This window comes from Sphaerotilus sp. FB-3 (assembly GCF_023706025.1).
GTDB classification, from domain to species: Bacteria; Pseudomonadota; Gammaproteobacteria; order Burkholderiales; family Burkholderiaceae_C; genus Sphaerotilus; species Sphaerotilus sulfidivorans.
In genome coordinates this window covers 90,384-116,790 of sequence record NZ_BQWE01000006.1, presented here as the reverse complement: position 1 = coordinate 116,790, position 26,407 = coordinate 90,384, and the positions used below count along the sequence as shown (strand labels likewise).

The 26,407-nt window shown below is 69.2% G+C and carries 20 protein-coding genes; 13 read left to right on the top strand and 7 right to left on the bottom strand.

What is annotated here, in order from left to right:
* Positions 1-16: 16 nt before the first annotated feature.
* The 6 genes from NFT33_RS02075 (at position 17) to NFT33_RS02050 (ending at position 4,900) form a co-directional block, all read left to right on the top strand.
* Positions 17-1,117 (top strand): ABC transporter ATP-binding protein, encoded by a 1,101-nt coding sequence (locus tag NFT33_RS02075; RefSeq protein ID WP_251672785.1) that lies wholly within the window; start codon positions 17-19, stop codon positions 1,115-1,117.
* 12 nt (positions 1,118-1,129) lie between these two features.
* Complete coding sequence (locus NFT33_RS02070) at positions 1,130-2,068, top strand: ABC transporter permease (protein WP_251672782.1); 939 nt, start codon at positions 1,130-1,132, stop codon at positions 2,066-2,068.
* A complete protein-coding gene (locus NFT33_RS02065) occupies positions 2,065-2,910 on the top strand; it encodes an ABC transporter permease (protein ID WP_251672780.1) in 846 nt (281 codons plus the stop codon). Before NFT33_RS02070 ends, NFT33_RS02065 begins: the two co-directional genes overlap by 4 nt.
* The gene (locus NFT33_RS02060; RefSeq protein ID WP_251672778.1) at positions 2,907-3,857 is read left to right on the top strand and encodes a DMT family transporter; all 951 of its coding nucleotides are present in this window, start codon (positions 2,907-2,909) and stop codon (positions 3,855-3,857) included. Before NFT33_RS02065 ends, NFT33_RS02060 begins: the two co-directional genes overlap by 4 nt.
* Before the next feature lie 92 nt (positions 3,858-3,949).
* The gene (locus NFT33_RS02055) at positions 3,950-4,426 is read left to right on the top strand and encodes a MarR family winged helix-turn-helix transcriptional regulator (protein WP_149503702.1); all 477 of its coding nucleotides are present in this window, start codon (positions 3,950-3,952) and stop codon (positions 4,424-4,426) included.
* A 48-nt stretch (positions 4,427-4,474) separates the two neighbouring features.
* Positions 4,475-4,900 carry an organic hydroperoxide resistance protein gene (locus NFT33_RS02050; RefSeq protein WP_220784376.1) on the top strand — a complete coding sequence of 142 codons (426 nt, stop codon included), beginning with the start codon at positions 4,475-4,477 and terminating at the stop codon, positions 4,898-4,900.
* Between the two features lie 45 nt (positions 4,901-4,945).
* Here NFT33_RS02050 and NFT33_RS02045 read toward each other — a convergent pair whose 3' ends face one another.
* Positions 4,946-5,938: an asparaginase gene (locus tag NFT33_RS02045; protein ID WP_251672776.1), complete on the bottom strand. Its 993-nt coding sequence runs from the start codon at positions 5,936-5,938 to the stop codon at positions 4,946-4,948.
* Between the two features lie 54 nt (positions 5,939-5,992).
* Between NFT33_RS02045 and lexA the strand changes: the two genes are divergently transcribed.
* Both lexA and NFT33_RS02035 read left to right on the top strand, forming a co-directional pair.
* Complete coding sequence (gene lexA, locus NFT33_RS02040) at positions 5,993-6,664, top strand: transcriptional repressor LexA (RefSeq protein WP_251672774.1); 672 nt, start codon at positions 5,993-5,995, stop codon at positions 6,662-6,664.
* Positions 6,665-6,819: 155 nt separating this feature from the next.
* Entirely contained in the window at positions 6,820-7,257 is a 438-nt protein-coding gene (locus NFT33_RS02035) for a hypothetical protein (RefSeq protein ID WP_251672772.1), read from the top strand.
* 89 nt (positions 7,258-7,346) lie between these two features.
* On the opposite strand, the gene phbB is transcribed toward NFT33_RS02035, so the two are convergent.
* From phbB to phaC, 3 genes are all read right to left on the bottom strand, one after another.
* Positions 7,347-8,084, bottom strand: a complete 738-nt coding sequence (phbB, locus tag NFT33_RS02030) for an acetoacetyl-CoA reductase (RefSeq protein ID WP_251672770.1) — start codon at positions 8,082-8,084, stop codon at positions 7,347-7,349.
* Positions 8,085-8,163: 79 nt separating this feature from the next.
* Entirely contained in the window at positions 8,164-9,342 is a 1,179-nt protein-coding gene (locus tag NFT33_RS02025; protein WP_149503708.1) for an acetyl-CoA C-acetyltransferase, read from the bottom strand.
* 71 nt (positions 9,343-9,413) lie between these two features.
* Complete coding sequence (gene phaC, locus NFT33_RS02020; RefSeq protein WP_251673040.1) at positions 9,414-11,042, bottom strand: class I poly(R)-hydroxyalkanoic acid synthase; 1,629 nt, start codon at positions 11,040-11,042, stop codon at positions 9,414-9,416.
* A gap of 171 nt (positions 11,043-11,213) precedes the next feature.
* Here phaC and NFT33_RS02015 point away from each other — a divergent pair, with 171 nt between their 5' ends.
* Entirely contained in the window at positions 11,214-11,510 is a 297-nt protein-coding gene (locus NFT33_RS02015; RefSeq protein WP_251672768.1) for a hypothetical protein, read from the top strand.
* Between the two features lie 72 nt (positions 11,511-11,582).
* On the opposite strand, the gene pgeF is transcribed toward NFT33_RS02015, so the two are convergent.
* Together pgeF and maiA are read right to left on the bottom strand one after the other, a co-directional pair.
* Positions 11,583-12,437 (bottom strand): peptidoglycan editing factor PgeF, encoded by an 855-nt coding sequence (gene pgeF / locus NFT33_RS02010; RefSeq protein WP_251672766.1) that lies wholly within the window; start codon positions 12,435-12,437, stop codon positions 11,583-11,585.
* On the bottom strand, positions 12,424-13,065 hold the full coding sequence (maiA, locus tag NFT33_RS02005; RefSeq protein WP_149503712.1) for a maleylacetoacetate isomerase: 642 nt from the start codon (positions 13,063-13,065) through the stop codon (positions 12,424-12,426). Before maiA ends, pgeF begins: the two co-directional genes overlap by 14 nt.
* A gap of 117 nt (positions 13,066-13,182) precedes the next feature.
* Here maiA and NFT33_RS02000 point away from each other — a divergent pair, with 117 nt between their 5' ends.
* From NFT33_RS02000 to NFT33_RS19200, 4 genes are all read left to right on the top strand, one after another.
* Positions 13,183-13,728, top strand: a complete 546-nt coding sequence (locus NFT33_RS02000; protein WP_149503713.1) for an NUDIX hydrolase — start codon at positions 13,183-13,185, stop codon at positions 13,726-13,728.
* 20 nt (positions 13,729-13,748) lie between these two features.
* A complete protein-coding gene (locus tag NFT33_RS01995; protein WP_251672764.1) occupies positions 13,749-15,971 on the top strand; it encodes a type I secretion system permease/ATPase in 2,223 nt (740 codons plus the stop codon).
* A 19-nt stretch (positions 15,972-15,990) separates the two neighbouring features.
* Complete coding sequence (locus tag NFT33_RS01990; RefSeq protein WP_251672762.1) at positions 15,991-17,418, top strand: HlyD family type I secretion periplasmic adaptor subunit; 1,428 nt, start codon at positions 15,991-15,993, stop codon at positions 17,416-17,418.
* A 233-nt stretch (positions 17,419-17,651) separates the two neighbouring features.
* Entirely contained in the window at positions 17,652-24,395 is a 6,744-nt protein-coding gene (locus tag NFT33_RS19200; RefSeq protein WP_309296097.1) for a Calx-beta domain-containing protein, read from the top strand.
* Between the two features lie 104 nt (positions 24,396-24,499).
* On the opposite strand, the gene NFT33_RS01970 is transcribed toward NFT33_RS19200, so the two are convergent.
* Positions 24,500-26,401, bottom strand: coding sequence for a bifunctional diguanylate cyclase/phosphodiesterase (locus NFT33_RS01970; RefSeq protein WP_251672760.1), 1,902 nt, complete (start codon positions 26,399-26,401; stop codon positions 24,500-24,502).
* Positions 26,402-26,407 lie beyond the last annotated feature (6 nt).

Below are 26,407 nucleotides of genomic sequence, written 5' to 3'. Positions count from 1 at the left end.
AAGAGGACACAGACTCATGGCCAAGCCCCAGGCGGACGGCGCCTTCCTGCGGATCGACTCCGTGGTGAAGGAGTTCGGCGACTTCCGCGCGGTCGACCAGGTCAGCCTGGACATCGCCAAGGGAGAGATCTTCGCGCTGCTCGGCTCGTCGGGCTGCGGCAAGTCGACCCTGCTGCGCATGCTCGCCGGCTTCGAGACGCCGACCTCGGGGCGGATCATCCTCAATGGCCAGGACCTCGCGGGCAAGCCGCCCTACGAGCGTCCGGTCAACATGATGTTCCAGTCCTATGCGCTGTTTCCTCACATGACGGTGGCCGACAACATCGCCTTCGGCCTGCGCCGCGACGGCCTGCCCAAGGCCGAGATCGCGCAGCGGGTCGAGGAGATGCTGCGACTGGTGCAGCTGACCCGGCTGGCCGCGCGCAAGCCGCACCAGCTCTCGGGCGGCCAGCAGCAGCGCGTGGCGCTGGCGCGCAGCCTGGCCAAGCGCCCGCAGCTGCTGCTGCTCGACGAGCCGCTGGGCGCGCTCGACAAGAAGCTGCGTGAGGCCACCCAGATCGAGCTGGTCAACATCATCGAGCAGGTCGGCGTGACCTGCGTGATGGTGACGCACGACCAGGAGGAGGCGATGACGATGGCTTCCCGCATCGCGGTGATGAGCGAGGGCCGCTTCCTGCAGGTCGGCAGCCCGGCCGACATCTACGAGACGCCGACCACCCGCTTCGTTGCCGACTTCATCGGCAACGTCAACCTGACCGACGGCCGCATCGTCGTCGACGAGGCCGACCATGTGCAGATCGAGTGCGCCGACTTCATGCACCACATCGGCCACGGCATCACCGGCTACCTGGGCCAGCAGGTCACGGTGGCGGTGCGCCCGGAGAAGATCTCGCTGAGCGCCGAGCAGCCCGCGGGCCGCTTCAACCAGGTGCCCGGCACGGTCAAGGAAATGTCCTACTTCGGCGACACCACGCTCTACCACCTGGAGCTGGCCAGCGGCGCGCGGCTGAAGGTGACGGTCGAGAACGACAGCCGCGACCGCAGCAATGCGCCCACCTGGGGCGATCGGGTCTGGGCGCACTGGCAGCCCAATGCCCAGGTCGTGCTGACCCAGTGAGGAGCTGAAGGCATGGCCCGACCCTCTTCCGTCGCGACACGGCTGCGCTCGCTGTTCAGCGGTCGCACGCTGCTGATCGGCACGCCCTTCCTGTGGCTGCTGGTGTTCTTCCTGCTGCCCTTCCTGATCGTGCTGCGCATCAGCCTGGCCGAGATGGACGGCGCGATGGTGAGCGACCTGTTCACCTACGCGAACAACGAGCTTTTCATGAAGCTCAAGCTGCAGAACTACCTGACCATTCTCGAGGACGACCTCTACCTCAGCACCTACGCGCAGTCGCTGAAGTACGCCGGCATCACCACTGCGGTCTGCCTGGCCATCGGCTACCCCTTCGCCTATTTCATGGCGCGTTCGCCCTCCACCGTGCAGCCGCTGCTGCTGATGGGCGTGATGCTGCCGTTCTGGACCAGCTTCCTGCTGCGGGTCTACGCCTGGAAGGGCCTGCTGGACGCCGACACCGGCTGGGTCGGCACCTTCCTGAACACCATCGGCGCCGACAAGCTGCTGCTGCCGCTCGGGCTGATCTCGGCCGAGGGGCAGTACATGTACACGCCCTTCTCGCTGATCCTGGGCATGGTCTACACCTACCTGCCCTTCATGATCCTGCCGCTGTACGGCACGCTGTCCAAGCTGGACCTGCGCCTGCTCGAGGCCGCACAGGATCTGGGTGCCACGCCCTGGCAGGCCTTCTGGCGCATCACGGTGCCGCTGTCCAAGGGCGGCATCATCGCCGGCGCGATGCTGGTGTTCATCCCGTGCGTGGGCGAGTACGTGATCCCCGAGCTGCTCGGCGGCCCGGAGACGCTGATGATCGGCCGGGTGCTCTGGGACGAGTTCTTCTCCAACAACGACTGGCCGATGGCCTCGAGCGTGGCCGTCACCATGGTGCTGCTGATCATCGTGCCGCTGGCGATCTTCAACCGCAACCAGGCGCAGGAGGCGCGCAAGTGATCATCACCCCCGCCGCCCGCTGGACCAGCCGCATCTGGCTGACTGCCGGCTTCCTGTTCCTTTACCTGCCGATCATCGCGCTGGTGGTCTACAGCTTCACCGACTCGCCGGTGCCCAATGTCTGGGCCGGCTTCTCGCTGCGCTGGTACGAGAAGCTCGTCGGCGACGAGGACATCCGCCATGCGCTGTTCCTGTCGCTGCAGATCGCCGCGGCCAGCGCCACCGGCTCGGTGGTGCTGGGCACGCTGGCGGCGCTGACGCTGGAGCGCCATCCGCGCTTCCGGGGCCGCACCCTCTTCTCCGGCATGATCAACGCGCCGCTGGTGATGCCCGAGGTGATCGTCGGCCTGTCGCTGCTGCTGATGCTGGTGTCGATGCAGCGCCTGTTCGGCGTGCCCGAGCGGGGCCTGACCACCATCTGGCTCGGCCACATGCTGGTCGGCATGGCCTATGCGACGGTGGTGATCGCCGCGCGGCTGCGCGACCTCAATCCGCAGTTCGAGGAGGCCGCGCAGGATCTGGGCGCGCGCCCGCTGCAGGTCTTCTTCCTGGTGACGCTGCCGATGATCGCGCAGTCGCTGCTGGCGGCCTGGCTGCTGACCTTCACGCTCTCGCTCGACGATGTGGTGATGTCGGCCTTCCTGTCGGGCCCGGGCTCGACCACGCTGCCGCTGGTGATCTTCAGCCGTGCCCGCCTGGGGCTGGACCCGACGGTCAATGCGCTGGCCACGGTGGTCATCGTGGTGGTGGCGATCTTCGTCGTGGTCTCGAGCTACATGATCGCGCTGCGGGAGAAGCGTCTGCAGCAGGAGCAGAAGGCGGCGATGAAAGCCGCGGGATGAGCGCCGCAGCGGGCGGCGTGCTGACGGCCACGAACCGCATGCCCTGGCGCGCCTGGGCCTGCCTGGCCGCCAGCATGGCGCTGGTCGGCAGCTATGTCGGCCTGTCGAAATGGCTGGTCGCGGTCTTTCCGGTCTTCCTGCTGGCGGGCCTGCGCTTCGGCATCGCCGCGGTGGCGATGGGCGGCTGGACCCGCCGCCCGGCCGACGAACCCGAGCAGACCCGGCAGGACCGCGGGCTGCTCTTCCTGCTGAGCCTGCTGGGCAATTTCCTGTTCTCGATCTGCATGCTCTTCGGCGTGCAGCTCAGCACCGCGCTGGCCGCCGGCGTGATCATGGCGGCGCTGCCCGGCGTGGTGGCGCTGCTGTCGCGCGTCTTCCTGGGCGAGCGGCTGTCGCGCCAGGTGCTGGCGGGCATCGCCTGCGCGGTCAGCGGCATCGCGCTGGTGACACTGAGCAAGACCGGCGCCACGGCCGAGACCGGCGCCTCGCCGCTGCTGGGCAATCTGCTGCTGCTCGCGGCGGTGGTCTGCGAGGCCAGCTATGTGGTGATCGGCAAGAAGCTCTCGGGGCGGCTGGGCCCCAAGCGCATCAGCGCGCTGGTCAACCTCTGGGGCCTGGCGCTGGTGGCGCCGCTGGCGCTGTGGCAGGCACGGCAGTTCGACTTCTCGCAGGTGGCGCTGCCGACCTGGGGCCTGCTGGTGTTCTACGCGCTGGCCGCCAGCATGATCACCGTCTGGCTGTGGATGACCGGGCTGCGCCATGTGCCGGCCTCGCAGGCCGGTGTGTTCACCGTGATGCTGCCGGTGTCGGCCGCCGCGGTCGGCGTGCTGCTGCTGGGCGAGCCCTTCAGCGCCGCGCAGGCCGGCGCCTTCGCGCTGGCGCTGCTGGGCGTGGTGCTGGCCACCTGGCCGGGGCGCGGCAACATCGCAAGCACATCTGCGCACTGATCGCCGGCGGGGCCGGCTGCGGCCCTGCCGCGCACAGGGGCAGAGGCCTCTGCCCGGCGAATTCAATTGCACACAACTAGACTGTGCACATCATGAATTCCGGCTCCGCAGATTCCCCCCTCCCGGCAGACGCCTGGCTGGCCCTGGACCAGCAGCTGTGCTTTGCGCTGTATTCCGCCTCGCTGGCGATGACGAAGCGCTACCGCCCGCTGCTCGACGCGCTCGGCCTGACCTATCCGCAGTACCTGGTGATGCTGGTGCTGTGGGAGCGTGACGGCCAGGGCGTGGGCGAGCTCGGCGAGCGGCTCTCGCTCGACTCCGGCACGCTCACGCCGCTGCTGCGCCGGCTCGAGGAAGCCGGTCTGCTCGAGCGCCGCCGCAGCCGCGACGACGAGCGCCGCGTCACGGTCGTGCTGAGCACCGCCGGCCAGGCGCTGAAGGCCCGCGCGGGCGAGATTCCGCGCCAGATCGCCGCCTCCACCGGCTGCTCGCTCGACGAACTGGCCGCACTGCGCGGCCAGCTCGCCCGGCTGCGTGCGGCCCTGCTCCAGTCTCCCCCCGGCCCCTGAGCCGCCCCTTGACCGCCCCTTGACCTGTTCCCCCTGAAAGGAAAGACCATGTCCCTGCAGCAAGTCCTCTACACCGCCCGCGCCACCGCCACCGGAGGCCGTGACGGCGCCGCCACCAGCGACGACGGCCGCCTGAACGTCAAGCTCTCGGTGCCCAAGGGCCTGGGCGGCGACGACGGCGCCGGCACCAATCCCGAGCAGCTCTTCGCCGCCGGCTACGCCGCCTGCTTCATGGGTGCGATGAAGTTCGTCGCCGGCCAGAAGAAGATCGCGCTGCCGGCCGACCTGAAGATCGACTCGGAAGTCGGCATCGGCCCGATCCCGAACGGCTTCGGCATCCAGGTGACGCTCAACATCCATGTGCCCGGCATCGAGCGTGCGGTCGCCGACGAGGTGGTGCAGGCCGCCCACATCGTCTGCCCCTACTCGAACGCGACCCGCGGCAACATCGAGGTGACGCTGAACCTGGTCTGATCCCGGTCTGACCTCGGTCGGGGCCCGGCCCGAGGCGGCCGGACCTCAGCCGCCGCGGCGCGCCAGCAGCCGCAGCAGCACCTCGATGCGCGCCTGCGCCGAGGTCAGCGCGCCGGCATCCGGCAGCAGATCGGTCGCCGAGGGCACGATGCAGCCGGCGCCGCCGCGCAGCGCGCGCAGCACCAGCACGCCGGCGGCCTGCGCCCGCAGCAGCGCCGCCATCAGATCCTGGTGCACCGAGCCGTTGCCGGTGGCGGCCACCACCAGGCCCTGCACCCCGACCTGCACCAGCAGGTCGACCAGCCGGCCGTCGGCGCCGGCATGGCTGGTGACGATCTGCACATCCGGCCAGATGTCCGCCGCCAGCACCTTCAGGCCCAGCGGCTGCTCCACCGGCCATTCGCGCAGCCGGCGCAGCTGACCGGCCTCGACATGCGCCAGCGGGCCGGCGTCGCCCGCGCTGAAGGCGTCCAGCCGGTACGGGTGGATCTTGCGGACCTCCGCGCCCGACCAGACCTGCCCGCCCAGCACCGCCATCACCCCGCGCGCGCCGGGCCAGCCCACCACCGTCAGCGCATCGTCCAGGTTCTGCGGCCCGTCGGGCTGCGGCGCACTGGCCGGACGCATCGCCGCGGCCAGCACCACCGGGCGCGACGGCGCCAGCACCCGATGCAGCAGGTAGGCGGTCTCCTCCAGCGTGTCGGTGCCGTGGGTCACGATGATGCCGTCGACCTCCGGCCGGTCCAGATGGTGCTGCACCCGCTCGGCCAGCCGGCGCCAGATCGCGTGGCTCATGTCCTTGCTGTCGACCTGCGAGACCTGCTCGGACTCGATGCGCCAGCCCGCGTCGATGCGCCGGCGCAGGCCCGGCACCCCGTCGATCAGATCCTGAACCGCAACCTGGCCAGCCTTGTAGCCGACCACATCGGTGCTCTGCTCGGCCCGACCGGCAATCGTGCCGCCGGTGCCCAGAATGACGATATGGCGGCCGTTCTGCGCGGGCCGAGGGGAGAGCACATCGCTGCTTGTCATCTGCATGGAACTGGATAAAAATACAGGCACTGGATATCTGAACAGCCCCAAGGACATGCCATGGACGCGAGCCCGAAGCTCACCCCTCGCCAGCAGGACATCATGGCGCTGATCCTGCGCACGATCGAGACGACCGGCGCACCGCCCACACGGGCCGAGATCGCCACCGAATTCGGTTTCCGCTCGCACAATGCCGCCGAGCAGCATCTGCGCGCGCTGGCCCGCAAGGGCGTGATCGAACTGGTCGGCGGCACCTCGCGGGGCATCCGGCTCAAGTCTGACATATTGCGCAGCCTGAGGTCGGGCGGCACCTACCCCGCCGACGCCCCTGCGCCCGACACGATGAGCGTGCCGCTGGTCGGCCGGGTCGCCGCCGGCAGCCCGATCCTGGCGCAGGAACACATCGAACGCAGCTACACGATCGAGCCCCATCTCTTCACCCGCCGCCCCGACTACCTGCTGAAGGTGCGCGGCATGAGCATGCGCGATGCCGGCATTCTCGACGGCGACCTGCTGGCGGTGCAGCGCGGTGCCCGGGCCCAGGTCGGGCAGATCGTCGTCGCCCGGCTGGGGGACGAGGTCACCGTCAAGCGCCTGCGCCACGGCCCGGCGGGCATCGAACTGCATCCGGAAAACCCGGATTTCCCGGTCATCCATGTGCAGCCGGATGATCCGGACTTCTGCATCGAGGGCCTGGCGGTCGGTCTGATCCGCAACAGTCCGATGCTGTAGCCCGCGGCGGCCACGCCGCCTGCGGGCTGACGGCCGCTGCACTGTCCTCTCGTCCCGACCCGGACTCGCGGGTCCCCTGTCGCGCCATGCGGCCCTTCCGGCCGGGCGGGCTGACGCTCGCCTGCACCGGTACCCTAAAGATCCAGGAGGTTCCGATGTTTCCGATGCTCGCCCGCTGGCTGCGCCGTGCTCCGCGCCCGGTCCTGTCGCCGAATCTCGCAGCAGACATCGCTGCGGACCTCGCACCCGATCTCGATCTGGCAGCGGTCGCGGCGATGTCCGACCGGCCGCTGCCCCGGCCCTCGCTCTCGCCTCTCTCGCCCCTCTCGCCCCGTTCGACGACATCGCCCATCGCGCCACAACGGCCCGCGCATCCGCAGGGCATCGTGCTTTCGCGCAGCATGCTGACCTCGGTGCGCCATGCCGACTCCCGTCGTCTGTGGCCCGCGCAGGCCCTCGCCGCCGACCCCGACGACATCCCCGACGAACGCCTGCATCTGCAGATCGATCCCCAGGATCCGCGCCGGGTGCGCATCAGCGGCAGCATGCGCGAGGTCTGCGCCGCACTCGACGCGCTGATCGCGGTGCAGTGATCCGGCAAAGCCCCGGGAAAAGCCGAAGGAAGCAAAAAGGGCCGGCAAGGCCGGCCCTCGGATTCGCAGGCGTCACCGCCAGCAAGGCATCAGCCCATGTGCAGGCCGCCGTTGCAGGAGAAGTCCGCGCCGGTGGTGAAGCCCGAGTCCTCGCCCGCCAGCCAGCCGACGATCGAACCGATTTCCTCCGGCGTGCCCAGACGCTTGACCGGAATGGTGGCGATGATCTTGTCGAGCACGTCCGGACGGATCGCGCGGACCATGTCGGTGCCGATGTAGCCCGGGCTCACGGTGTTGACGGTCACGCCCTTGGCGGCCAGTTCCTGCGCCAGCGCCATCGTGAAGCCGTGCATGCCGGCCTTGGCGGCCGAGTAGTTGGTCTGGCCGGCCTGGCCCTTCTCGCCGTTGACCGAGGAGATCTGGATGATGCGGCCGAAACCGCGCTCGACCATGTCGCCGACCACCTGCTTGGTGACGTTGAACATCGAGGTCAGGTTGGTGCTGATGACCGCGTCCCAGTCCTCGCGGCTCATCTTCAGGAACATGCGGTCCTTGGTGATGCCGGCGTTGTTGACCAGCACGTCGATCGGACCGTGCTCGGCCTTGGCCTTGGCGAAGGCCTCGACGGTCGAGTCCCAGTCGGCGACGTTGCCGACCGAGGCGTAGAAGGTGTAGCCGGCCGCAGCCTGCTCGTCGAGCCACTTCTGGAAGTCACGGGTCGGGCCGCAGCCGGCGATGACCTTGAAGCCGTCCTTGTGCAGACGACGGCAGATCGAGGTGCCGATGCCACCCATGCCGCCGGTGACGTATGCGATTTTCTGTGCCATGTCTGTCTCTCCTTGTGATGGGTCTGCGCTCACAGCGAGCGCAGACGAGTGAAGGCTCGCGAAAAGGACCAGAGGGAAATCAGCGCTCGACCGTCAGCGCGACACCCATGCCACCGCCGATGCACAGCGAGGCGATGCCCTTCTTCGCGTCACGGCGCTGCATCTCGTGCAGCAGCGTGACCAGGATGCGGCAGCCGGAGGCGCCGATCGGGTGACCGATGGCGATCGCGCCGCCATTGACGTTGACCTTCGACAGGTCCCAGCCCATTTCCTGGTGGACCGCGCAGGCCTGGGCCGCGAAGGCCTCGTTGATCTCGAGCAGGTCGAGGTCGGCCGCGGACCAGCCGGCACGCTCGAGCGCGCGGCGGGCGGCCGGCACCGGGCCCATGCCCATGAAGGCCGGATCCAGGCCGGCGCTGGCGTAGGAGGCGATGCGCGCCATCGGCTTCAGGCCCAGCGCCTCAGCCTTGGCGGCCGACATCAGCATCACGGCGGCGGCACCGTCGTTGATGCCCGAAGCATTGCCCGCAGTGACCGAGCCCGCCTTGTCGAAGGCCGGACGCAGGCCGCCCAGCACATCCAGGCTGGTCTTGCGGTTGATGAACTCGTCCTTGGCGAAGACGACCGGATCACCCTTCTTCTGCGGAATCGAGACCGGCACGATCTCGTCGTCGAAGCGGCCGGCGTCCTGGGCGGCGGCGGCCTTCTGCTGCGAGGCCAGCGCCAGCGCGTCCTGCATCTCGCGGGTGATGCCGTACTTCTTGGCGACGTTCTCGGCGGTGATGCCCATGTGGTACTGGTTGTACACATCCCACAGGCCGTCGTTGATCATGGTGTCGACCAGCTTCCAGTCGCCCATGCGCTGGCCGTCGCGCGAGTTCGGCAGCACATGCGGGCTGGCGCTCATGTTCTCCTGGCCGCCCGCGATGATGATCTCGGAATCGCCGTCACGGATGGCCTGGGCGCCCAGCATCACCGCCTTCAGGCCCGAGCCGCAGACCTTGTTGATGGTCATCGCCGGCACGCCCTGCGGCAGGCCGGACTTGATGACGGACTGGCGGGCCGGGTTCTGGCCCGAGCCGGCGGTCAGCACCTGGCCGAGAATGACTTCGCCGATCTGCTCGCCGGACAGGCCCGTGCGCTGCAGCAGCGAGCGGATGACCGTGGCGCCCAGCTCAGGCGCCGCGGTCTTGGCCAGCGTGCCTCCGAACTTGCCCACGGCGGTGCGTGCCGCTGCAACGATCACGATGTCGGTCATGCGTTTTCTCCTGATTCAGTGTCCAGTGGGTCCTTTGCGGACCGCGGTTGAAAGACGGGCACGCCGCGTCGTCAGACCTTCTGCTTGACGTAGCGCCCCGGAGCCGGCTCGATGACCTTGTGCTGGCGGTTGCCATAGGCCTTCGGCGCGGCCTTCTTCTTGCCGGCATGCTGCGCCAGCCAGTCGGCCCAGTCCGGCCACCAGCTGCCCGGCACCGAAGTGGCGCCGGCCAGCCAGTCGTCGGCCGAGGCCGGCAGTTCGTCGTTCGTCCAGAAGTTGCGCTTCTTCTTGGCCGGCGGATTGACCACGCCGGCGATGTGCCCGGAAGCGCCCAGCACGAAGCGCCGCGGGCCCTTGAACAGCTTCGTGCTCTGGTAGGCAGCGTCCCACGGCACGATGTGGTCCTCGCGCGAGGCGTAGAGATAGACCGGTGCCTCGATCCTGCCGATGTCGACCTTCTCGCCGCAGACAGTCAGCGCGCCCGGCACCTTGAGCTTGTCCTCGAGGTAGGTGTGACGCAGATACCAGCAGTACATGTTGCCCGGCAGGTTGGTGCTGTCGGAGTTCCAGTACAGCAGGTCGAACGGCGGCGGCGTCTCGCCCTTCAGGTAGTTGCCGACCACATAGTTCCAGACCAGATCGTTCGGGCGCAGGAAGCTGAAGGTGGCCGCCAGCTCCTTGCCGCGCAGCATGCCCGGGCCCTGCGGCGCGTCCGCGCCGATGGTCATCTCGCGCAGCCGCACCGAGGTCTCGTCGACGAAGATGTCGAGAATGCCGGTGTTGCTGAAGTCCAGCAGCGTGGTCAGCAGCGTGACGCTGGCCGCCGGCTGCTCGCCGCGCGCGGCCAGCACCGCGAGCGCAGTGGTCAGGATGGTGCCGCCGACGCAGAAGCCCAGCGTGTCGATCGTGTCGCTGCCGCCGATCTCCTGGACCACCCGGATGGCCTGGATGACCGCCTTCTCGATGTAGTCGTCCCAGGTGAAGGCGGCCATGTCGTCGCCGGGGTTGCGCCAGCTGACGACGAAGAGGCGGTGGCCCTGCTCGACGGTGTAGCGGATGACGGAGTTGTCCGGCTGCAGGTCGAGGATGTAGTACTTGTTGATGCACGGCGGCACGAACAGCATCGGGCGCTCGTGCACCTGCGCGGTCAACGGCTTGTACTCGATGAGCTGGAACAGCTCGTTCTCGAACACGACCGCACCCTCGCTGGTGGCGACGTTGCGGCCGACCTCGAAGACCGACTCGTCGGTCTGCGAGACATGACCCTGGCGGATGTCGTTGACCAGCTGCTGCACGCCCTGGGCGATGCTCTCGCCGCGGGTTTCCAGCGCCTTCTTCTGCGCCTCGGGATTGAGCGCCAGATAATTGGACGGGGCGCTGGCATCGATCCATTGCTGGACCGCGAAGCGGATGCGGGTACGGGTTTTCTCGTCCCCCTGCACCGCATCGGCCAATTGCATCAGCGTGCGGGCGTTGAGCAGATAGCTGGCCGCCGCAAAACCGGAAGCCGGATTGTCGGTCCACTCGGCGGTGGCAAAACGGCGATCCTTCGGCAGGCTGACCTTGCCGCCGGACTGCAGCCCGGCATTCCAGAGCTCGGCGGCTTCCTTCAGGTATTCACCCTGGATGCGGGCCAGCTCCTGAGGCGGGATCTGCATGCGCGAGAACGTGAGCAGGTTCTCGCCGACACTCTGGCCCATGCCCTGCAGCTTCTCGCCGGTCCGGCCGAAGGCGGACAGGTCGGGCAGGTTGAACGTCGACGGGTCGAAAGGGTTCATTCATCTCCTCCGAAGGCACGGTATCTGCGTTCAGAGGCATTATGCACGGCCATTTCATACAGAACCCTTTCTCCGACATCGCAGGAAACCCCCATGTACCTGATTGCGATCGCGTGGCTTTATGTCAGCTTGATGATGGCCGCCGCCGAGGCGATGCACCCGCAGGGCACCATACTCGGTGCGATCTTCACCTTCCTGCTCTATGGCGCGCTGCCGCTGTCGATCGTCATGTATCTGATGGGCACACCGATGCGGCGCCGGGCGCGTCACCTTCAGGAACAGGCCGAACGCACGCACGCCCAAGAATTTGATGCCGATCAAATGAAAACCCGCAACACCGCGGGAAAACCCGAAACAAGTGCTCACGATTTGCCGCACAAGGAATCGTAAGACACGGCCCAGTACCCATTTTTAGTCGGATTGCAGCAACAGCCGGACGGAAATTCCGCACGAATGCTCAGGTCAGCCGCCAGATTGGGGCGTGATTGCCGGACCAAGCCAGATCAGCGCGGCCATGCGGCCGGTGCAGGCACTGTGGCGATAGGAGAAATACCGCGCCGGATCGTTGCGCGTGCACCACGACAGGCTGCTGTCGTTGCCGCCCAGCGCCATCACCCCGGCGCGACGCAGGCGCTCGCGGCCCAGCGCAGCCAGATCCAGCATCGATCGCCCCTGGCCGCCCGGCGAAGGCTGGTGAAAGGCGCTGCGCTCAGCCGCCGCCGTGCCGAGAAAGGCCGCCACCACTTCCGGGCCGACCTCGAAATGCGTCGGACCGATGCAGGGTCCGAGCCAGCACTCGATCTCGTCCGGTGCGGTGCCCGCCAGACGGCACACCCGCGCGAGCGTGGCCTCGAGCACGCCAGCAGCCAGTCCGCGCCAGCCCGCATGGGCCGCGCCGACCGCACGCCCCTGCCGATCGGCGAACAGCACCGGCAGACAGTCGGCCACCTGGATCTCGCAGGCCAGCACGGATGCGGCGGTCGCGCAGCCGTCGGCACGCACGCGCTCGGCCGGCGGCGCCTGTTCGGCGCCGGGGGGCAGATCCTCCAGCAGGCAGACCTCGGCGCCATGGACCTGCGCCAGCAGCACGCTGGGGCGGCCGATCGCCGCATGCAGCCGGGCGCGGTTCTCGCGCACCGCCAGCGGATCGTCGCCGACCTCGTCGCGCAGATTCAGGCTGTCCCAGGGCGCCTGGCTCACGCCGCCGGCGCGGGTGGTCATCACCGCGCCGACGCGCGGACTGGAGAAGACCGGGCGCAGCCAGTCGGCCGGCCAGGCCGTGTCGATCGGAGCCGGCACCGGTTCAGGCCTCGGCATCGGGGCAGGACGAGGGCTGGGCGGCCTGGAAGGCCGGCCGTGCCATGCAGGCCTCGAAGACGCGCATCACCGTCGGCACATGGTCGAGGCGGCAGTGGAAGCGCTGCGCATTGAAGATCTGCGGCACCAGCACGCAGTCGGCCAGCGTCGGCGTGTCGCCATGGCAGAAGGCGCCGGTGGCGGCGTCGGCGGCCAGACGGCGCTCGACGACCTCCAGCCCGCTCTCGACCCAGTGGCGATACCAGGCGTTCTTCGCGTCCTCGCTGGCGCCGAGCTCCTTGACCAGATAGCGCAGCACGCGCAGGTTGTTGAGCGGATGGATCTCGCAGGCGATGTCCAGCGCCAGCGAGCGCACCCGCGCGCGGCCGAGCGGATCGCGCGGCAGCAGCGCCGGCTCGGGATGGACCTCGTCGAGGTATTCGATGATGGCCAGCGACTGCGTCAGCGTCGCGTCGCCGTCCTGCAGCAGCGGCACCAGCCGCTGCGGGGAGATCTCGGCATAGGGCGCGTCGAGCTGCTCGTTGCGCACCAGATGCACGCCGCGATAGTCGTAGGGCAGGCCCTTGAGCGCCAGCGCGATGCGCACGCGAAAGGATGCGGAGGAACGGAAGTAGCTGTACAGGTCCATGGCTTGCAGGTCTCCTCGGTCAGCGAAGCGGCGCGGCGCGCCGCGGCATGAACGACTCCTCGTTGTTTGTGTTCATTGTTTCAGATCATGCCATGCACGGCGCACTACACTGGCCGGATGCTCCTGCCGCGCCGTATCAAGCACTGCCGCGAATGCGGCTCCCCGGTCGACTACCGCATTCCTGCGGACGACAACCGCGAACGCGCCACCTGCCCCGCCTGCGCGACCATCCACTACGAGAACCCGCTCAATGTCGTCGGCACCGTGCCGTTCTGGCAGGACAGCGTGCTGCTGTGCCGGCGCAACATCGAGCCCCGGCACGGCTTCTGGACGCTGCCCGCCGGCTTCATGGAGCTGGGCGAGACGGCCGCCGAGGGCGCGCTGCGCGAGACGCACGAGGAGGCCGGCGCCCGCATCGAGCTGCTGGAGCTGTTCTCGCTGCTGAACGTGGTGCGGGTCGGCCAGGTGCATTTCTTCTACCGCGCCCGGCTGCTCGACACCCGCTTCGACCCGGGCCCGGAGACGATAGAGGCCCGGCTGTTCCGCCATGACGAGATTCCCTGGGACGAACTCGCCTTCCGCACGGTGCGCCTGACGCTGGAGCGCTATTTCGCCGACCAGGCGCGCGGTCAATACGGCCTGCACTGCGCCGATATCGCCTGAGCCCGGACTGACTCCTGCCCATGAACCCGAACCGACCCGGCGCGCCTGGCGCGCCTGCGGCGGCGACGCCCCCCGCGCCGCCGTCCGCGCCCCGCGATCCCGCCACCGAGCGTCTGCGCGAGGACCTGATCCACCCCGACCCGCTGCTCGACTGCCTGCTCGAGGTCTGCCGGCTGCACGGCGTGGCCAGCTCGCGCGCGGCGCTGTCGGCCGGGCTGCCGCTGGAGAACGGCCGGCTGACGCTGGCCCTGGCCGAGCGTGCCGCGCAGCGCGCCGGCCTGTCGACCAAGCTGCAGCGCCTGCGCGCCGACCGCATCGACACCGCCACGCTGCCGGCGATCCTGGTCCTGCGCAGCAGCGGCGCCTGCGTGCTGCTGGGCTGGACCGAGGACGGCGACGCCCGCGTGCTGCTGCCCGAGACCGGCCAGGGCGCAGTGGTGATGCCGCGCAAGGATCTGGCGCGGCGCCACGGCGGCGTGGTGCTGTTCGTGCGCCCGCACTTCCGCTTCGACGAGCGCACGCCCGAGGTGCGCCGCACCCGCTCCGGCCACTGGTTCTGGAGCGCGATCGCCAGCCAGCGCGGCGTCTACCGCGACGTGCTGTGGGCGGCGCTGCTGATCAACCTGTTCGCGCTGGCCTTCCCCATCTTCACGATGAACGTCTACGACCGGGTGGTGCCCAACCATGCGGTCGAGACGCTGTGGGTGCTGGCGCTGGGCCTGCTGCTGGTGCTGCTGGCCGATCTCTACATGCGCTCGCTGCGCAGCCACTTCGTCGACGAGGCCAGCGCGCGCATCGACGTGCAGCTCTCCTCCTCGCTGATGGAGCGGGTGCTGGGCATGCGCCTGGAGCACCGGCCGCAGTCGGTGGGCTCCTTCGCGGCCAACCTGCGCGGCTTCGAGACGGTGCGCGACTTCATCGCCTCATCGACCGTCACCGCGATGATCGACCTGCCCTTCGCGCTGATCTTCATCGCGGTCATGGCCTGGATCTCGCCGTGGATGGTGCTGCCGGTGGTGGCGGCCTTCGTGCTGATCCTGGTGATCGGCTTCATCCTGCAGCACCGGCTGCACGAGCTGTCGGAGTCGACCTACCAGGCCAGCGCGCAGCGCAACGCCACGCTGGTGGAGGCACTGACCGGCATCGAGACGATCAAGACCCAGGCCGCCGAGGGCGTGATCCAGGCCCGCTGGGAGCGGGTCAACCTCTTTCTGGCCCGCACCAACGTGCGCATGCGCGCGCTCTCCAGCCACGCCAGCTACGGCACGCAGTGGCTGAGCCAGATCGTCTCGCTCAGCGTGATCCTGATCGGCGTGCACCTGATCTCGCAGCGCGAGCTGACGATGGGCGCGCTGATCGCCTGCACCACGCTGGCCAGCCGCGCGCTGGCGCCGGCCGGCCAGATCGTCGGCCTGCTGATGCAGTACCAGGGTGCGCGCACCGCGCTGGAGTCGCTCGACCGCATCATGGCCCAGCCGGTCGAGCGAGAGCCGGGTGCGGCCTTCCTGCACCGGCGCGAGATCCGCGGCGACATCGAGCTGCGCGACGTACGCTTCGCCTATCCCGGCCGCGACGATCCGGTGCTCGACGGCATCAGCCTGAAGATCGCGCGCGGCGAAAAGGTGGCGCTGATCGGCCGGGTCGGCTCGGGCAAGACCACGATCCAGAAGCTGATGCTGGGCCTGTACCAGCCCACCAGCGGCGCGGTGCTGCTCGACGGCATCGACCTGCGCCAGCTCGACCCGGCCGACGTGCGTCGCAACCTGGGCTATGTCTCGCAGGACGTGACGCTGTTCTACGGCTCGCTGCGCGAGAACATCACGATGGGCCTGCCCTACGCCGACGAGAACGCGGTGCTGGCCGCCGCCGAGACCGCCTGCCTGCTCGACTTCGTCAACCGCCATCCCAAGGGCTTCGACATGCCGGTGGGCGAGCGCGGCGAGCTGCTCTCGGGCGGCCAGCGCCAGAGCGTCGGCCTGGCGCGCGCGGTGCTGCACAACGCGCCGCTGCTGCTGCTCGACGAGCCCACCAGCGCGATGGACTTCTCGACCGAGGCGCAGGTGACGAAGCGGGTGACCGAGTTCGCGCAAGGGCGCACCGTGGTCCTGGTGACCCACCGCACCTCGATGCTGGCGCTGGTCGACCGGGTCGTCGTCGTCGACCAGGGCCGCATCGTCGCCGACGGTCCGCGCGACCGCATCCTGGAGGCCCTGCAGTCGGGCCGCATCGCGAGGGCCGCCTGAGCGCGGGCGGACACAGCAGATGAACGAGAAACTCATGAAGAGCGGCAGCGGCCTGATCGGCGTGCTGGAGAAGACCCGCGTGGCCCTGGACCCGCTGAGCCGTCGCCTGCTCGGCCGCACGGTGGCCGACGAAGGCAGCCAGCCCGCCGGCCTGGCCGACTTCGAGCGCGAGGCCGAGGAGCTGATGTCGCGCCAGCGCACCGCACGGGCCCAGCGCATCGTGCGCTCGGCGGTGGTGGTGGTCTGCGGCCTGATCGTCTGGGCCGCCTTCGCCGAGATCGACGAGGTCACCAAGGGCGACGGCCGGGTCATTCCGTCGCGCCAGCTGCAGGTGGTGCAGTCGCTTGACGGCGGCGTGGTCTCCGAGATCCTGGTCCGGGAGGGCCAGCAGGTCGAGGCCGGCCAGCTGCTGCTGAAGATCGACGAGACCCGCGCGACCTCGGGCGTCAACGAGAGCGCCGCGCAGGCCTTCGCGCTGCAGGTCAAGCAGGCGCGGCTGAAGGCGCTGGCCGAGGGCGTCGCCTTCCGCCCGCCCGCCGGCAGCGGCTCGCCCGACGAGAACCGCATCGTCGACGAGGAGCGCAACCTCTACCAGTCCAAGGTCTACGAGCTGGAGTCGATGATCTCGGTGGTGCAGCAGCAGGCGGCGCAGCGTCAGCAGGAAGTCTCGGAGGCGCAGGCGCGGCGCGCCTCGGCCCAGCGCTCGATCGACATCTCCACCCAGGAGCTCAAGCGCACCCGGCCGCTGCTGGCCTCCGGCGCGGTCTCCGAGGTCGAGGTGCTGCGGCTGGAGCGCGACATCAGCCGCTTCCGGGGCGATGCCGAGCAGGCCGCGGCGCAGATCGGCCGGGCCCAGGCCGCCATCGGCGAGGCCCAGCGCAAGGCCCGCGAGACCGAGCTGACCTTCCGCAACGAGGCCCGGCGCGAGCTCTCCGAGGTGCTGGGCAAGCTCAACGCGCTCAACCAGGGCGCGGTCGCACTGGCCGACAAGGTCGACAAGGCGCAGGTCAAGTCGCCGGTGCGCGGGCGGGTGCAGCGTCTGCTGGCCAACACCATCGGCGGCGTGGTGCAGCCGGGCAAGGACATCGTCGAGATCGTGCCGCTGGACGACGCGCTGGTGCTCGAGGCCAAGGTGCTGCCCAAGGACATCGCCTTCATCACCCCGAACCAGCCCGCCACCGTCAAGTTCACCGCCTACGACTTCTCGATCTACGGCGGCCTGGACGCCAAGGTCGAGAACATCAGCCCCGACACCCAGGTCGACGAGAAGGGCAACGCCTTCTACGTGGTGCGGGTGCGCACCGGCCAGCCCAGCTTCGGCGACGACAAGCCGATCATTCCCGGCATGACCGCCGAGGTCGACATCCTGACCGGCAAGAAGACGGTGCTGTCCTATCTGCTCAAGCCGGTGCTCAAGGCCAAGGCCTACGCGCTGCGCGAGCGCTGAAGGTCGGCGCCACCGCCCGAAGCCCCTCGATCGAGGGGCTTTTTTCTACCTGCAACACAAGATTCCCCTGCAGACCACTGCACCCCCTGCCCGGCGATCGCGCAAATCGTTATCCTGTTCACGAACCCTGTTCCGGTGAAGCCGATCACGGATGAAGGCGCTTTTCACGCATTAGCGCCTACCGGAAATGAATTATTCTGGCGAGATCGCCAAGACGAACAGAGAGGCCCCTCATGGCAACGAGCCCCGTCCCCGCCGCGTCCCCGAAGTCCGCGCTGCTCAGCGCCCAGGCCAGTCTGCTGCAGAGCCTGCAGAAGCTGACGCTGCAGCAGAACTATGTGCCGGCGCGTCTGCCCGAAGGCAAGGTGGTCGGCATCTGGGGCGAGGCGATCGTGCGCATGCCCGACGGCGAGGTGCGCGAGCTCAAGATCGGCGACATGGTGCGCAAGGGCCATGTGATCCTGACCTCGCAGAACGGCATCGTGCAGCTCGAGGTCGACGGCAGCCGCTACGCGCGACTGCCCGCGCGCGAGATGCTGGACGCACCCGCCGCCGGTGTCAGCGGCGGCGAGGACGGCTCGCTCAGCGACAGCCTGCGCATCGCGCGCATCGCCGAGGTGGTCTCGCCGGCCGAATATGAATACGGCTTCGACGGCAGCGATCCCTATGTGCCCTTCGGCGCGGTCGGCGACATCACGATCGGGCTGCCGGTCATCCAGCCCCTGCCCGACCAGACGGTCAATGAGGGCGCCGGCACCGTCACCTTCACCATCACACTGTCGCGCCCGTCCGATCAGACGATCAGCGTCGACTACCGCACCGTGCCCGGCACCGCGCTGGCCGGCCAGGACTACAGCGCCATCACCGGCACGCTGACCTTCGCGCCCGGCGAGACCACCAAGACCCTGACTGTTCCGGTCATCGACGATACCGTCTTCGAGGGCGCGGAGACCTTCACGCTCGAGCTGAGCAACCCGGTCAACACCAGCGTGAGCAAGCCGGTCACCACAGTGACCATCGTCGATGACGGCAGCGGCAGCGTGCCGCCGGAAGTGATCCCGACCGACGACACGCCACGCGTCAGCAGCGTCTCCAGCCCCAGCACGGTCGAAGGCGGCAATCTCGACTTCCAGGTGGTGCTGAGCAACGTCTCGACCACGCCGCAGGTGATCTCGGTGGTGCCCGGCTCCGGCACCGCCACGCTGGGCACCGACACCAGCGCGCCGCGGGTCTCCTTCGACGGCGGCGTCACGTTCACCCCGATCACCGGCACCACCGTGACCGTGCCGGCCGGCAGCACAAGCTTCATCGTCCGGATTCCGACGGTCGACGACAGCATCAGCGAGCTGACCGAGACGGTGCGGCTGGACGTGCGCGCACCGGGCGACACCGCGCCGACCACCGGCATCGGCACCATCACCGACAACGACGGCACGCCCACCGTCTCGATCAGCGGCCCGGCCGAGGTCGGCGAGAACGCCGGCACCGTCACCTACACCATCACGCTGTCGAATCCGAGCAGCCAGACGGTCACCGTGCGGGTCGCCGCCCAGGACGGCACCGCCACCGTCGGCAGCGACTACACGCAGATTCCGGTCGACCAGCAGCTCGTGAGCTTCGCGCCCGGCGAGACCACCCGGACCGTGACCCTCACGGTCATCGACGACGCCGTCTTCGAGGGCAAGGAGACCTTCTCGGTGGTGCTCGACAGCCCGAGCCAGGCCGCGCTGGGCACCGCCCGCGTCACCACCACCATCAGCGACGACGGCACCCAGGGCGAGACCGACGACCGGCCGACGATCGCCATCAACGATGTGGTCGTCAACGAGGCCGGCAACTACGCCGAGTTCACCGTCACCCTGACAGGCGCGACCGCGCTGCCCGTCAACGTCGCCTTCACCACCCGGGACGGCACCGCGCTGGCCGGCACCGACTACACCGCCACCTCCGGCCTGCTCACCTTCGCGCCCGGCGAGACCACCAAGACCATCCGCGTCCCGATCGTCAACGACAGCCCCGCCGTCTACGAGGGCGCCGAGGCCTTCACCGTCGAGCTCTCCGCCTCGGCCGACGCCAGCCAGCCGCTCAACGCCCGCATCACCGACCCCAGCGGCACCGGCACCATCGTCGATGACGGCACCGGCACGGTGAACCCCAATCCGGACGGCAGCACCCCGACCCCGGACGACGACCGCCCGAGGATCTCCATCAACGATCCGGCCGAGGTCAACGAGGGCGACGGCACCAACACCGTCACCTTCACCGTCACCCTCAGCAATGCCAGCAACCTGCCGGTCACCGTCGCCTACGCCACCGCCAACGGCACCGCGCTGGCCGGCTCCGACTATGTCGCCCAGAACGGCACCCTGACCTTCGCGCCCGGCCAGACCACCGCGACCATCACCGTCGTCATCCTGGACGACGAGGTCTACGAGGGCCCCGAGTCCTTCTCCGTCGTGCTCTCCAGCCCGACCAACGCCGTCATCCTCGACGGCTCCGGCTCCACCACCATCAAGGACGACGGCACCGGCACCATCGTCGACCCCACCCCGACCGATCCGCCGCCGACGCCGGACGACGACCGGCCCCACGTGCTGGCCATCAGCAATGCCGTCGCGGCCGAAGGCTCGCCGCTCGACTTCACCGTCACGCTCAGCAACGCCGCCAAGGCAGCCACCACCGTCACCCTGACCCTGACCGACGGCTCCGCCAACATCGCCACCGACACCCCGCAGTTGCTGCTGGTGTCCTTCGACGGCGGCACGACCTTCACCACGCTGAGCGCCATCACCAGCGGCACAGCCGTGAACATCTCGGTGCCGGCCTACGTGACCAGTTTCCTGGTGCGCGTCCCGACCTCCGACGACGCCGCCGCACCGGTCTTCGAAGGCCCGGAAACCCTCACTCTCCAGGCCTCCACCACGGCAGACATCGAGCGTCTGACCAGCACCACGGGCGCCGTCCCCGTCACCGGCACCGGCACCATCCATGACGACGGGTCCCAAGGCGGCGATGACGACCGCCCCCGCCTCTCCATCAACGATGTCGTGGTCAACGAAGGAGCGGGCACTGCCACCTTCACCGTCACGCTGACCGGCAGCACCGAGGTGCCCGTCAACTTCGCCTACACCACCAAGGACGGCACTGCAAAGGCTGGCAGCGACTACACCGCTCAGTCCGGCGTACTGACCTTCGCCCCAGGCGAGACCACCAAGACCATCACTGTTGCCATCAGCAACGACACCCCGCCGATCTACGAGGGCCCGGAGACTTTCACTGTCGAGCTCTCGGCACCGGTAGACACCAGCAAGCCGCTCAATGCCGTCATCACCGACCCGATTGGCGAAGGCACCATCAAGGACGACGGTACTGGCCCGGGTGGCACCGATGACGACCGGCCGACGATCGCCATCAACGACGTGGTCGTCAACGAGGCCGGCAACTACGCCGAGTTCACCGTCACCCTGACCGGCGCGACCCTGCTGCCGGTCCATGTCGCCTTCGCCACCAAGGACGGCACCGCGCTGGCCGGCACCGACTACACCGCCACCTCCGGCCTGCTCACCTTCCTGCCCGGCGAGACCACCAAGACCATCCGCGTCCCGATCGTCAACGACAGCCCCGCCGTCTACGAGGGCGCCGAGGCCTTCACCGTCGAGCTCTCCGCCTCGGCCGACGCCAGCCAGCCGCTCAACGCCCGCATCACCGATCCCAGCGGCACCGGCACCATCGTCGATGACGGCACCGGCACGGTGAACCCCAGCCCGGACGGCAGCACCCCGACCCCGGACGACGACCGCCCGCGGATCTCCATCAACGATCCGGCCGAGGTCAACGAGGGCGACGGAACCAACACCGTCACCTTCACCGTCACCCTCAGCAATGCCAGCAATCTGCCGGTCACCGTCGCCTACGCCACCGCCAACGGCACCGCGCTGGCCGGCTCCGACTATGTCGCCCAGAACGGCACCCTGACCTTCGCGCCCGGCCAGACCACCGCGACCATTACCGTCACGATCCTGGACGACGCGGTCTACGAGGGCCCCGAGTCCTTCTCCGTCGAGCTCTCCAGCCCGACCAACGCCGTCATCCTCGACGGCTCCGGCTCCACCACCATCAAGGACGATGGCACCGGCACGGTGAACCCCAATCCGGACGGCAGCACCCCGACCCCGGACGACGACCGGCCGCGCATCTCCATCAACGATCCAGCCGAGGTCAACGAGGGCGATGGCACCAACACCGTCACCTTCACCGTCACCCTCAGCAATGCCAGCAATCTGCCGGTCACCGTCGCCTACGCCACCGCCAACGGCACCGCGCTGGCCGGCTCCGACTATGTCGCCCAGAACGGCACCCTGACCTTCGCGCCCGGCCAGACCACCGCGACCATCACCGTCACGATTCTGGACGACGCGGTCTACGAAGGCCCCGAGTCCTTCTCCGTCGAACTCTCCAGCCCGACCAACGCCGTCATCCTCGACGGCTCCGGCATCGCCACCATCAAGGACGACGGTACCGGCACCATCGTCGATCCCACGCCGACCGATCCGCCGCCGGCGCCCGATGACGACCGGCCGCGCGTGCTGGCCATCAGCAATGCCGTCGCGGCCGAAGGCTCGCCGCTCGACTTCACCGTCACGCTCAGCAACGCCTCGACCACCGCCACCAGCATCACGCTGACGCTCAGCGACGGCAGCGGCAGCATCGCCACCGACACCCCGCAGCAGATGCTGGTGTCCTTCGACGGTGGAACGACCTTCACCACGCTGAGCGGCATCACCAGCGGCACGGCCGTGAGCATCTCGGTGCCGGCCGGCGTGACCAGCTTCCTGGTGCGCGTGCCCACCACCGACGACACCGTCTTCGAAGGTCCGGAAACGCTGACGCTGCGGGCGGCCACCCCGACCGACACCGGCGCGGGCACGCTGCCGGTCATCGGCACCGGCACCCTCTACGACGACGGCACGAACAAGAGCGTCAACGATCTGGTCTTCAGCGGCGCGCTGTCCGAGGAAGGCCTGAGCGGCGGTCTGGCCGACACCACCGGCGCGACGACCGGTGCCGACACCACCAATGCCACCACCTTCACCGGCACCCTGGCGCTGTCGAGCGCGCTGACCAGCGCCGGCCTGGTGCTGGCCTGGAGCGCCACCCAGGCCGCCTCGCTGCAGTCCTCCGCCACCGGCACCGCGCTGACCTGGACCGTCAGTGCCGACGGCCGGACCCTGACCGGAGCAGCCGACGGCAGCACCATCCTGACCGCGGTGCTCAACGACACCGGGGCCTACAGCGTCACGCTGTCGGGCCCGGTGCGCCATGCCGGCAGCGGCGAGGACACGCTGTCCTTCAACCTCGGCTTCACCGCCACCCAGGGCAGCTACAGCGCCAGCGGCGTGGCCACCATCACCGTCGAGGACGATGCGCCGGCCACGATCGCCGACCAGTCCACCAGCGTCACGCTGCAGGACACCAACCTGCTGATCACGCTCGACACCTCCGGCTCGATGCTGTCGACGCTGACCACCGGCGCCCTCACAGGCACGACCCGGCTGGATGCCGCGATCGCGGCGATCAAGAAGCTGCTCGACAGCTATGCCGAGTTCGGCAATGTCGCGGTGCAGCTGGTCACCTTCTCCGACTCCGCCACCACACCCAGCAGCACCTGGATGAGCGTCAGCGCGGCCAAGCTGCTGCTGGAGAACCTGACGACCGGCGGTAATACCAACTATGACGCCGCGCTGGCAGCGGCGCAGGCCGCCTTCTCGACCTCCGGCCGGCTGACGACCGGCCAGAACGTCGCCTACTTCTTCTCCGACGGCAACCCGACCGCACCGGAAAACTCCATCGGCGTAAACGCCACCGAGGAAGCCGCCTGGGCCAGCTTCCTGGCCTCGCAGCAGATGAACGCCTACGCGATCGGCATGACCTCCGACGTCAGCGCCTCGCGGCTCGACCCGATCGCCTGGACCACCACCGGCGGCACCGCGGCCAGCTCGATCATCGTGACCGATCTGAACCAGCTCAGCGGCGTGCTGCAGAGCACCGTGCCGATCCCGACCGGCGATCTGGTGACCGGCGGCGAGATCCGCAGCGGCGGCCAGATCGGCGCCGACGGCGGCTTCGTGCAGTCGGTGACCATCGACGGGATCAGCTACACGCTGGCCAGCGCCAGCGCCCGCACCATCGTCGTCAGCGGCGGCACCAGCACGATGCAGTCCTTCGACCCCTCCAGCAAGCTGCTGACGGTCACCACCGCGCAGGGCGGGCGCTTCATCATCGACATGGACGACGGCACCTACGAATACCGGGTGCCGGCCAGCGTTGCGGCCAAGGTCGCCACCGAGGAGATGCGCTACGTGGTGTCGGACAAGGACGGCGACACCGCCTCGGCCACCGTGACGGTGCGGGTCAACGATCCGTCCATCGTCGGCACGATCGGGAACGACTCGCTCAACGGTACCGGTGACGCCACGACGCCCGACTACATCCTGGGTCTGGGCGGCAACGACACCCTCAGCGGCCTGGGCGGCAGTGACACCCTGGTGGGCGGCACCGGCAGCGACTGGCTGACCGGCGGCGCGGGCAATGACGTGTTCGCCTGGTCGCTCAATGACCAGGGCAGCAAGGGTGCACCGGCGGTCGACACCATCACCGACTTCGAGTTCCGCGCCGACATCCTGGACCTGCGCGACCTGCTGGTCGGCGAGGGCTTCGGTGCCGGCAACACCGCCGGCAACCTGGCGAACTATCTGGACTTCGAGGTCAGCGGCACCACGACCACGATCCATGTCAGCACCACCGGCGCCTTCACCGGCGGCACCTACAGCGCCGCCGCCGAGGACCAGACCATCGTGCTGCAGAACGTCGACCTGCCCTCGGCGCTGGGCCTGACCAGCGGCGCGACCGACGCGCAGATCATCAGCGCGATGCTGACCCAGGGCAAGCTGGTGGTGGACCCGGCCTCGGGCACCTGATCGGATCAGACCGACAAGAACGAAGGGGCTGCAGTCGCAGCCCCTTTTTCATTGCATCGCGCGGCGGATCCGCGCTCGCATCAACAGTCGGCTCAGCGGTCGGATCAGCGGATCGCCGGCCCGGTCACGCCATCGACCCCGGCCGCCCACAGCGCAGGCAGATCGGCCGGATCGCGCACGCCCTCGACGAAGACCTGCAGCCCCACCCCGTGCAGCATGCCGACCGAGCTGCGCAGCCAGAGCCGGCGCGTCTCGTCGCCAGCCAGACCGGCGGTCCAGGTCGAGGCCAGCTTCACATAGTCCAGACCCGCCTCGAGCAGCCGGCCGATCGAGGCCAGCCGGTCGCCGGCATGCTCCAGCCCGACCCGCACGCCCAGCGGCCGCAGCAGCCGGCACAGTTCGTCGAGCGACTCCGGATGGCGCTGCAGCGCCATCTCGTCCACCTCGATCCACAGCCACTGTGCGGCTTCGCCGGCCGCAGCCACCCGCGCACGCAGCCTCGGCAGGAAATGCGGATCGGCCAGCGACTGCGGCGACAGGTTGACGCCACGCGGCTGGTGGTCGGCGCCGATCGCGGTCAGCACCAGCGCGACCGCGGCCATGTCGACATCGCTGCCCAGCCCGGTGCGCAGGGCCATCGGCAGCCAGCGGCTGGCCGGCTCCAGCGGTCCGCCCTCAACCAGCTGCAGCCGCATCGGACATTCCTGATGCAGCAGCACCCCGCGCGCATCGCGCACCGGATAGGGCTGCAGCTGGATGCGCGCGGCCATCAGCGTGTCGAGCAGCGCCCGGCGCCAGGCATCCTCGCCGCCCTGCACCGGCGCCTCGTCGATGCCATCGAGGTGGCAGCGGAACGGCCCGGCCGCCTCGGCCACCGCCAGCGCCCGGTCGGCAGTGGCCAGCAGCTCGGCCACCGGGCGATCGCGGTGGCAGCCGGTGGCCGACATCACCACCGCGACATCGTCCAGCCCCTCGATCACCGTGCGCAGGCGCCGCATCAGCGCCTCGGTCAGCTCGCGCACGGGGCGCTCGCGCGAGTGGATCACCGCGAAGTCGCTGCCGTTGAGCCGGCCAGCCACCAGCGGTGCCGGCTGTCCGGGCGCCGCCTCGGCCAGCACCGCGGCGATCGAGCGCAGCAGCTCGTCGGTGCGCAGATGGCCGAGACGGCGGTTGACCTCGGCCAGCGCCAGCAGCCGCACCAGCACGATCTGCGTCTCGCCGGCGCCGTCCTCGCGGCCCAGCTCCGACTCCAGCACCGCCATGAAATGCCCGCGGTGCGCCAGCCCGGTCAGCGCGTCGCAGCTGGCCTGACGCCGAAGCTGGTCGACCTGGCGCGACTGCTCCTGGAAGAACTGGTTGACCCGCCCGACCATCATGTTCATCGCCTGCGCCACCCGGCGCAGCTCCGGCGTGGCCGGCTCGGCCATGCTGACGAAGCGGCGCTGCGTCAGCGCCTCGGCCTGCTCCACCACCTCATCGAGCTGTCCGCGCAGGCGCCGCACCGCCAGATGGCCGACCAGCGCGGCCAGCACGCCCACGCCCAGCGCCCACAGCGTCATGCGCACGCTCGACCACCACAGATCGGCATGCGCGAAGGCCGACTGGCTGCGCAGCTCCAGCGTGCCGATCTGGTTCCAGCCGTTCGAGACCTGCGCCACCCCGGCACGCGGATGCACCGGCACCTGATCGACGAACCAGGCCGGCACGTCGCGCACCACCACCTGCGCGGTGCGCTCCACCAGGACACGGCCGTCGGCACCGACCAGCCGGATCGACTGATAGTGCCCGGTGTCGAACTGCGAGGCGATCGCCAGCTCCAGCAGCGCCGCGTCCCCGCGCTGCTGCGACAGCGACAGCGCCAGCGTCTGCGCGTTGTCGTTGTTTTTCATCGACAGCTGGGTCTCGAGCGAGCCTCGCGCCGTCCAGACCGACATCAGCACGCTGCCGGCGCTGGCCAGCACGATCGTGCCCATGATGAGGATCCACACCTGCCGGATCAGGGACATGGCGGC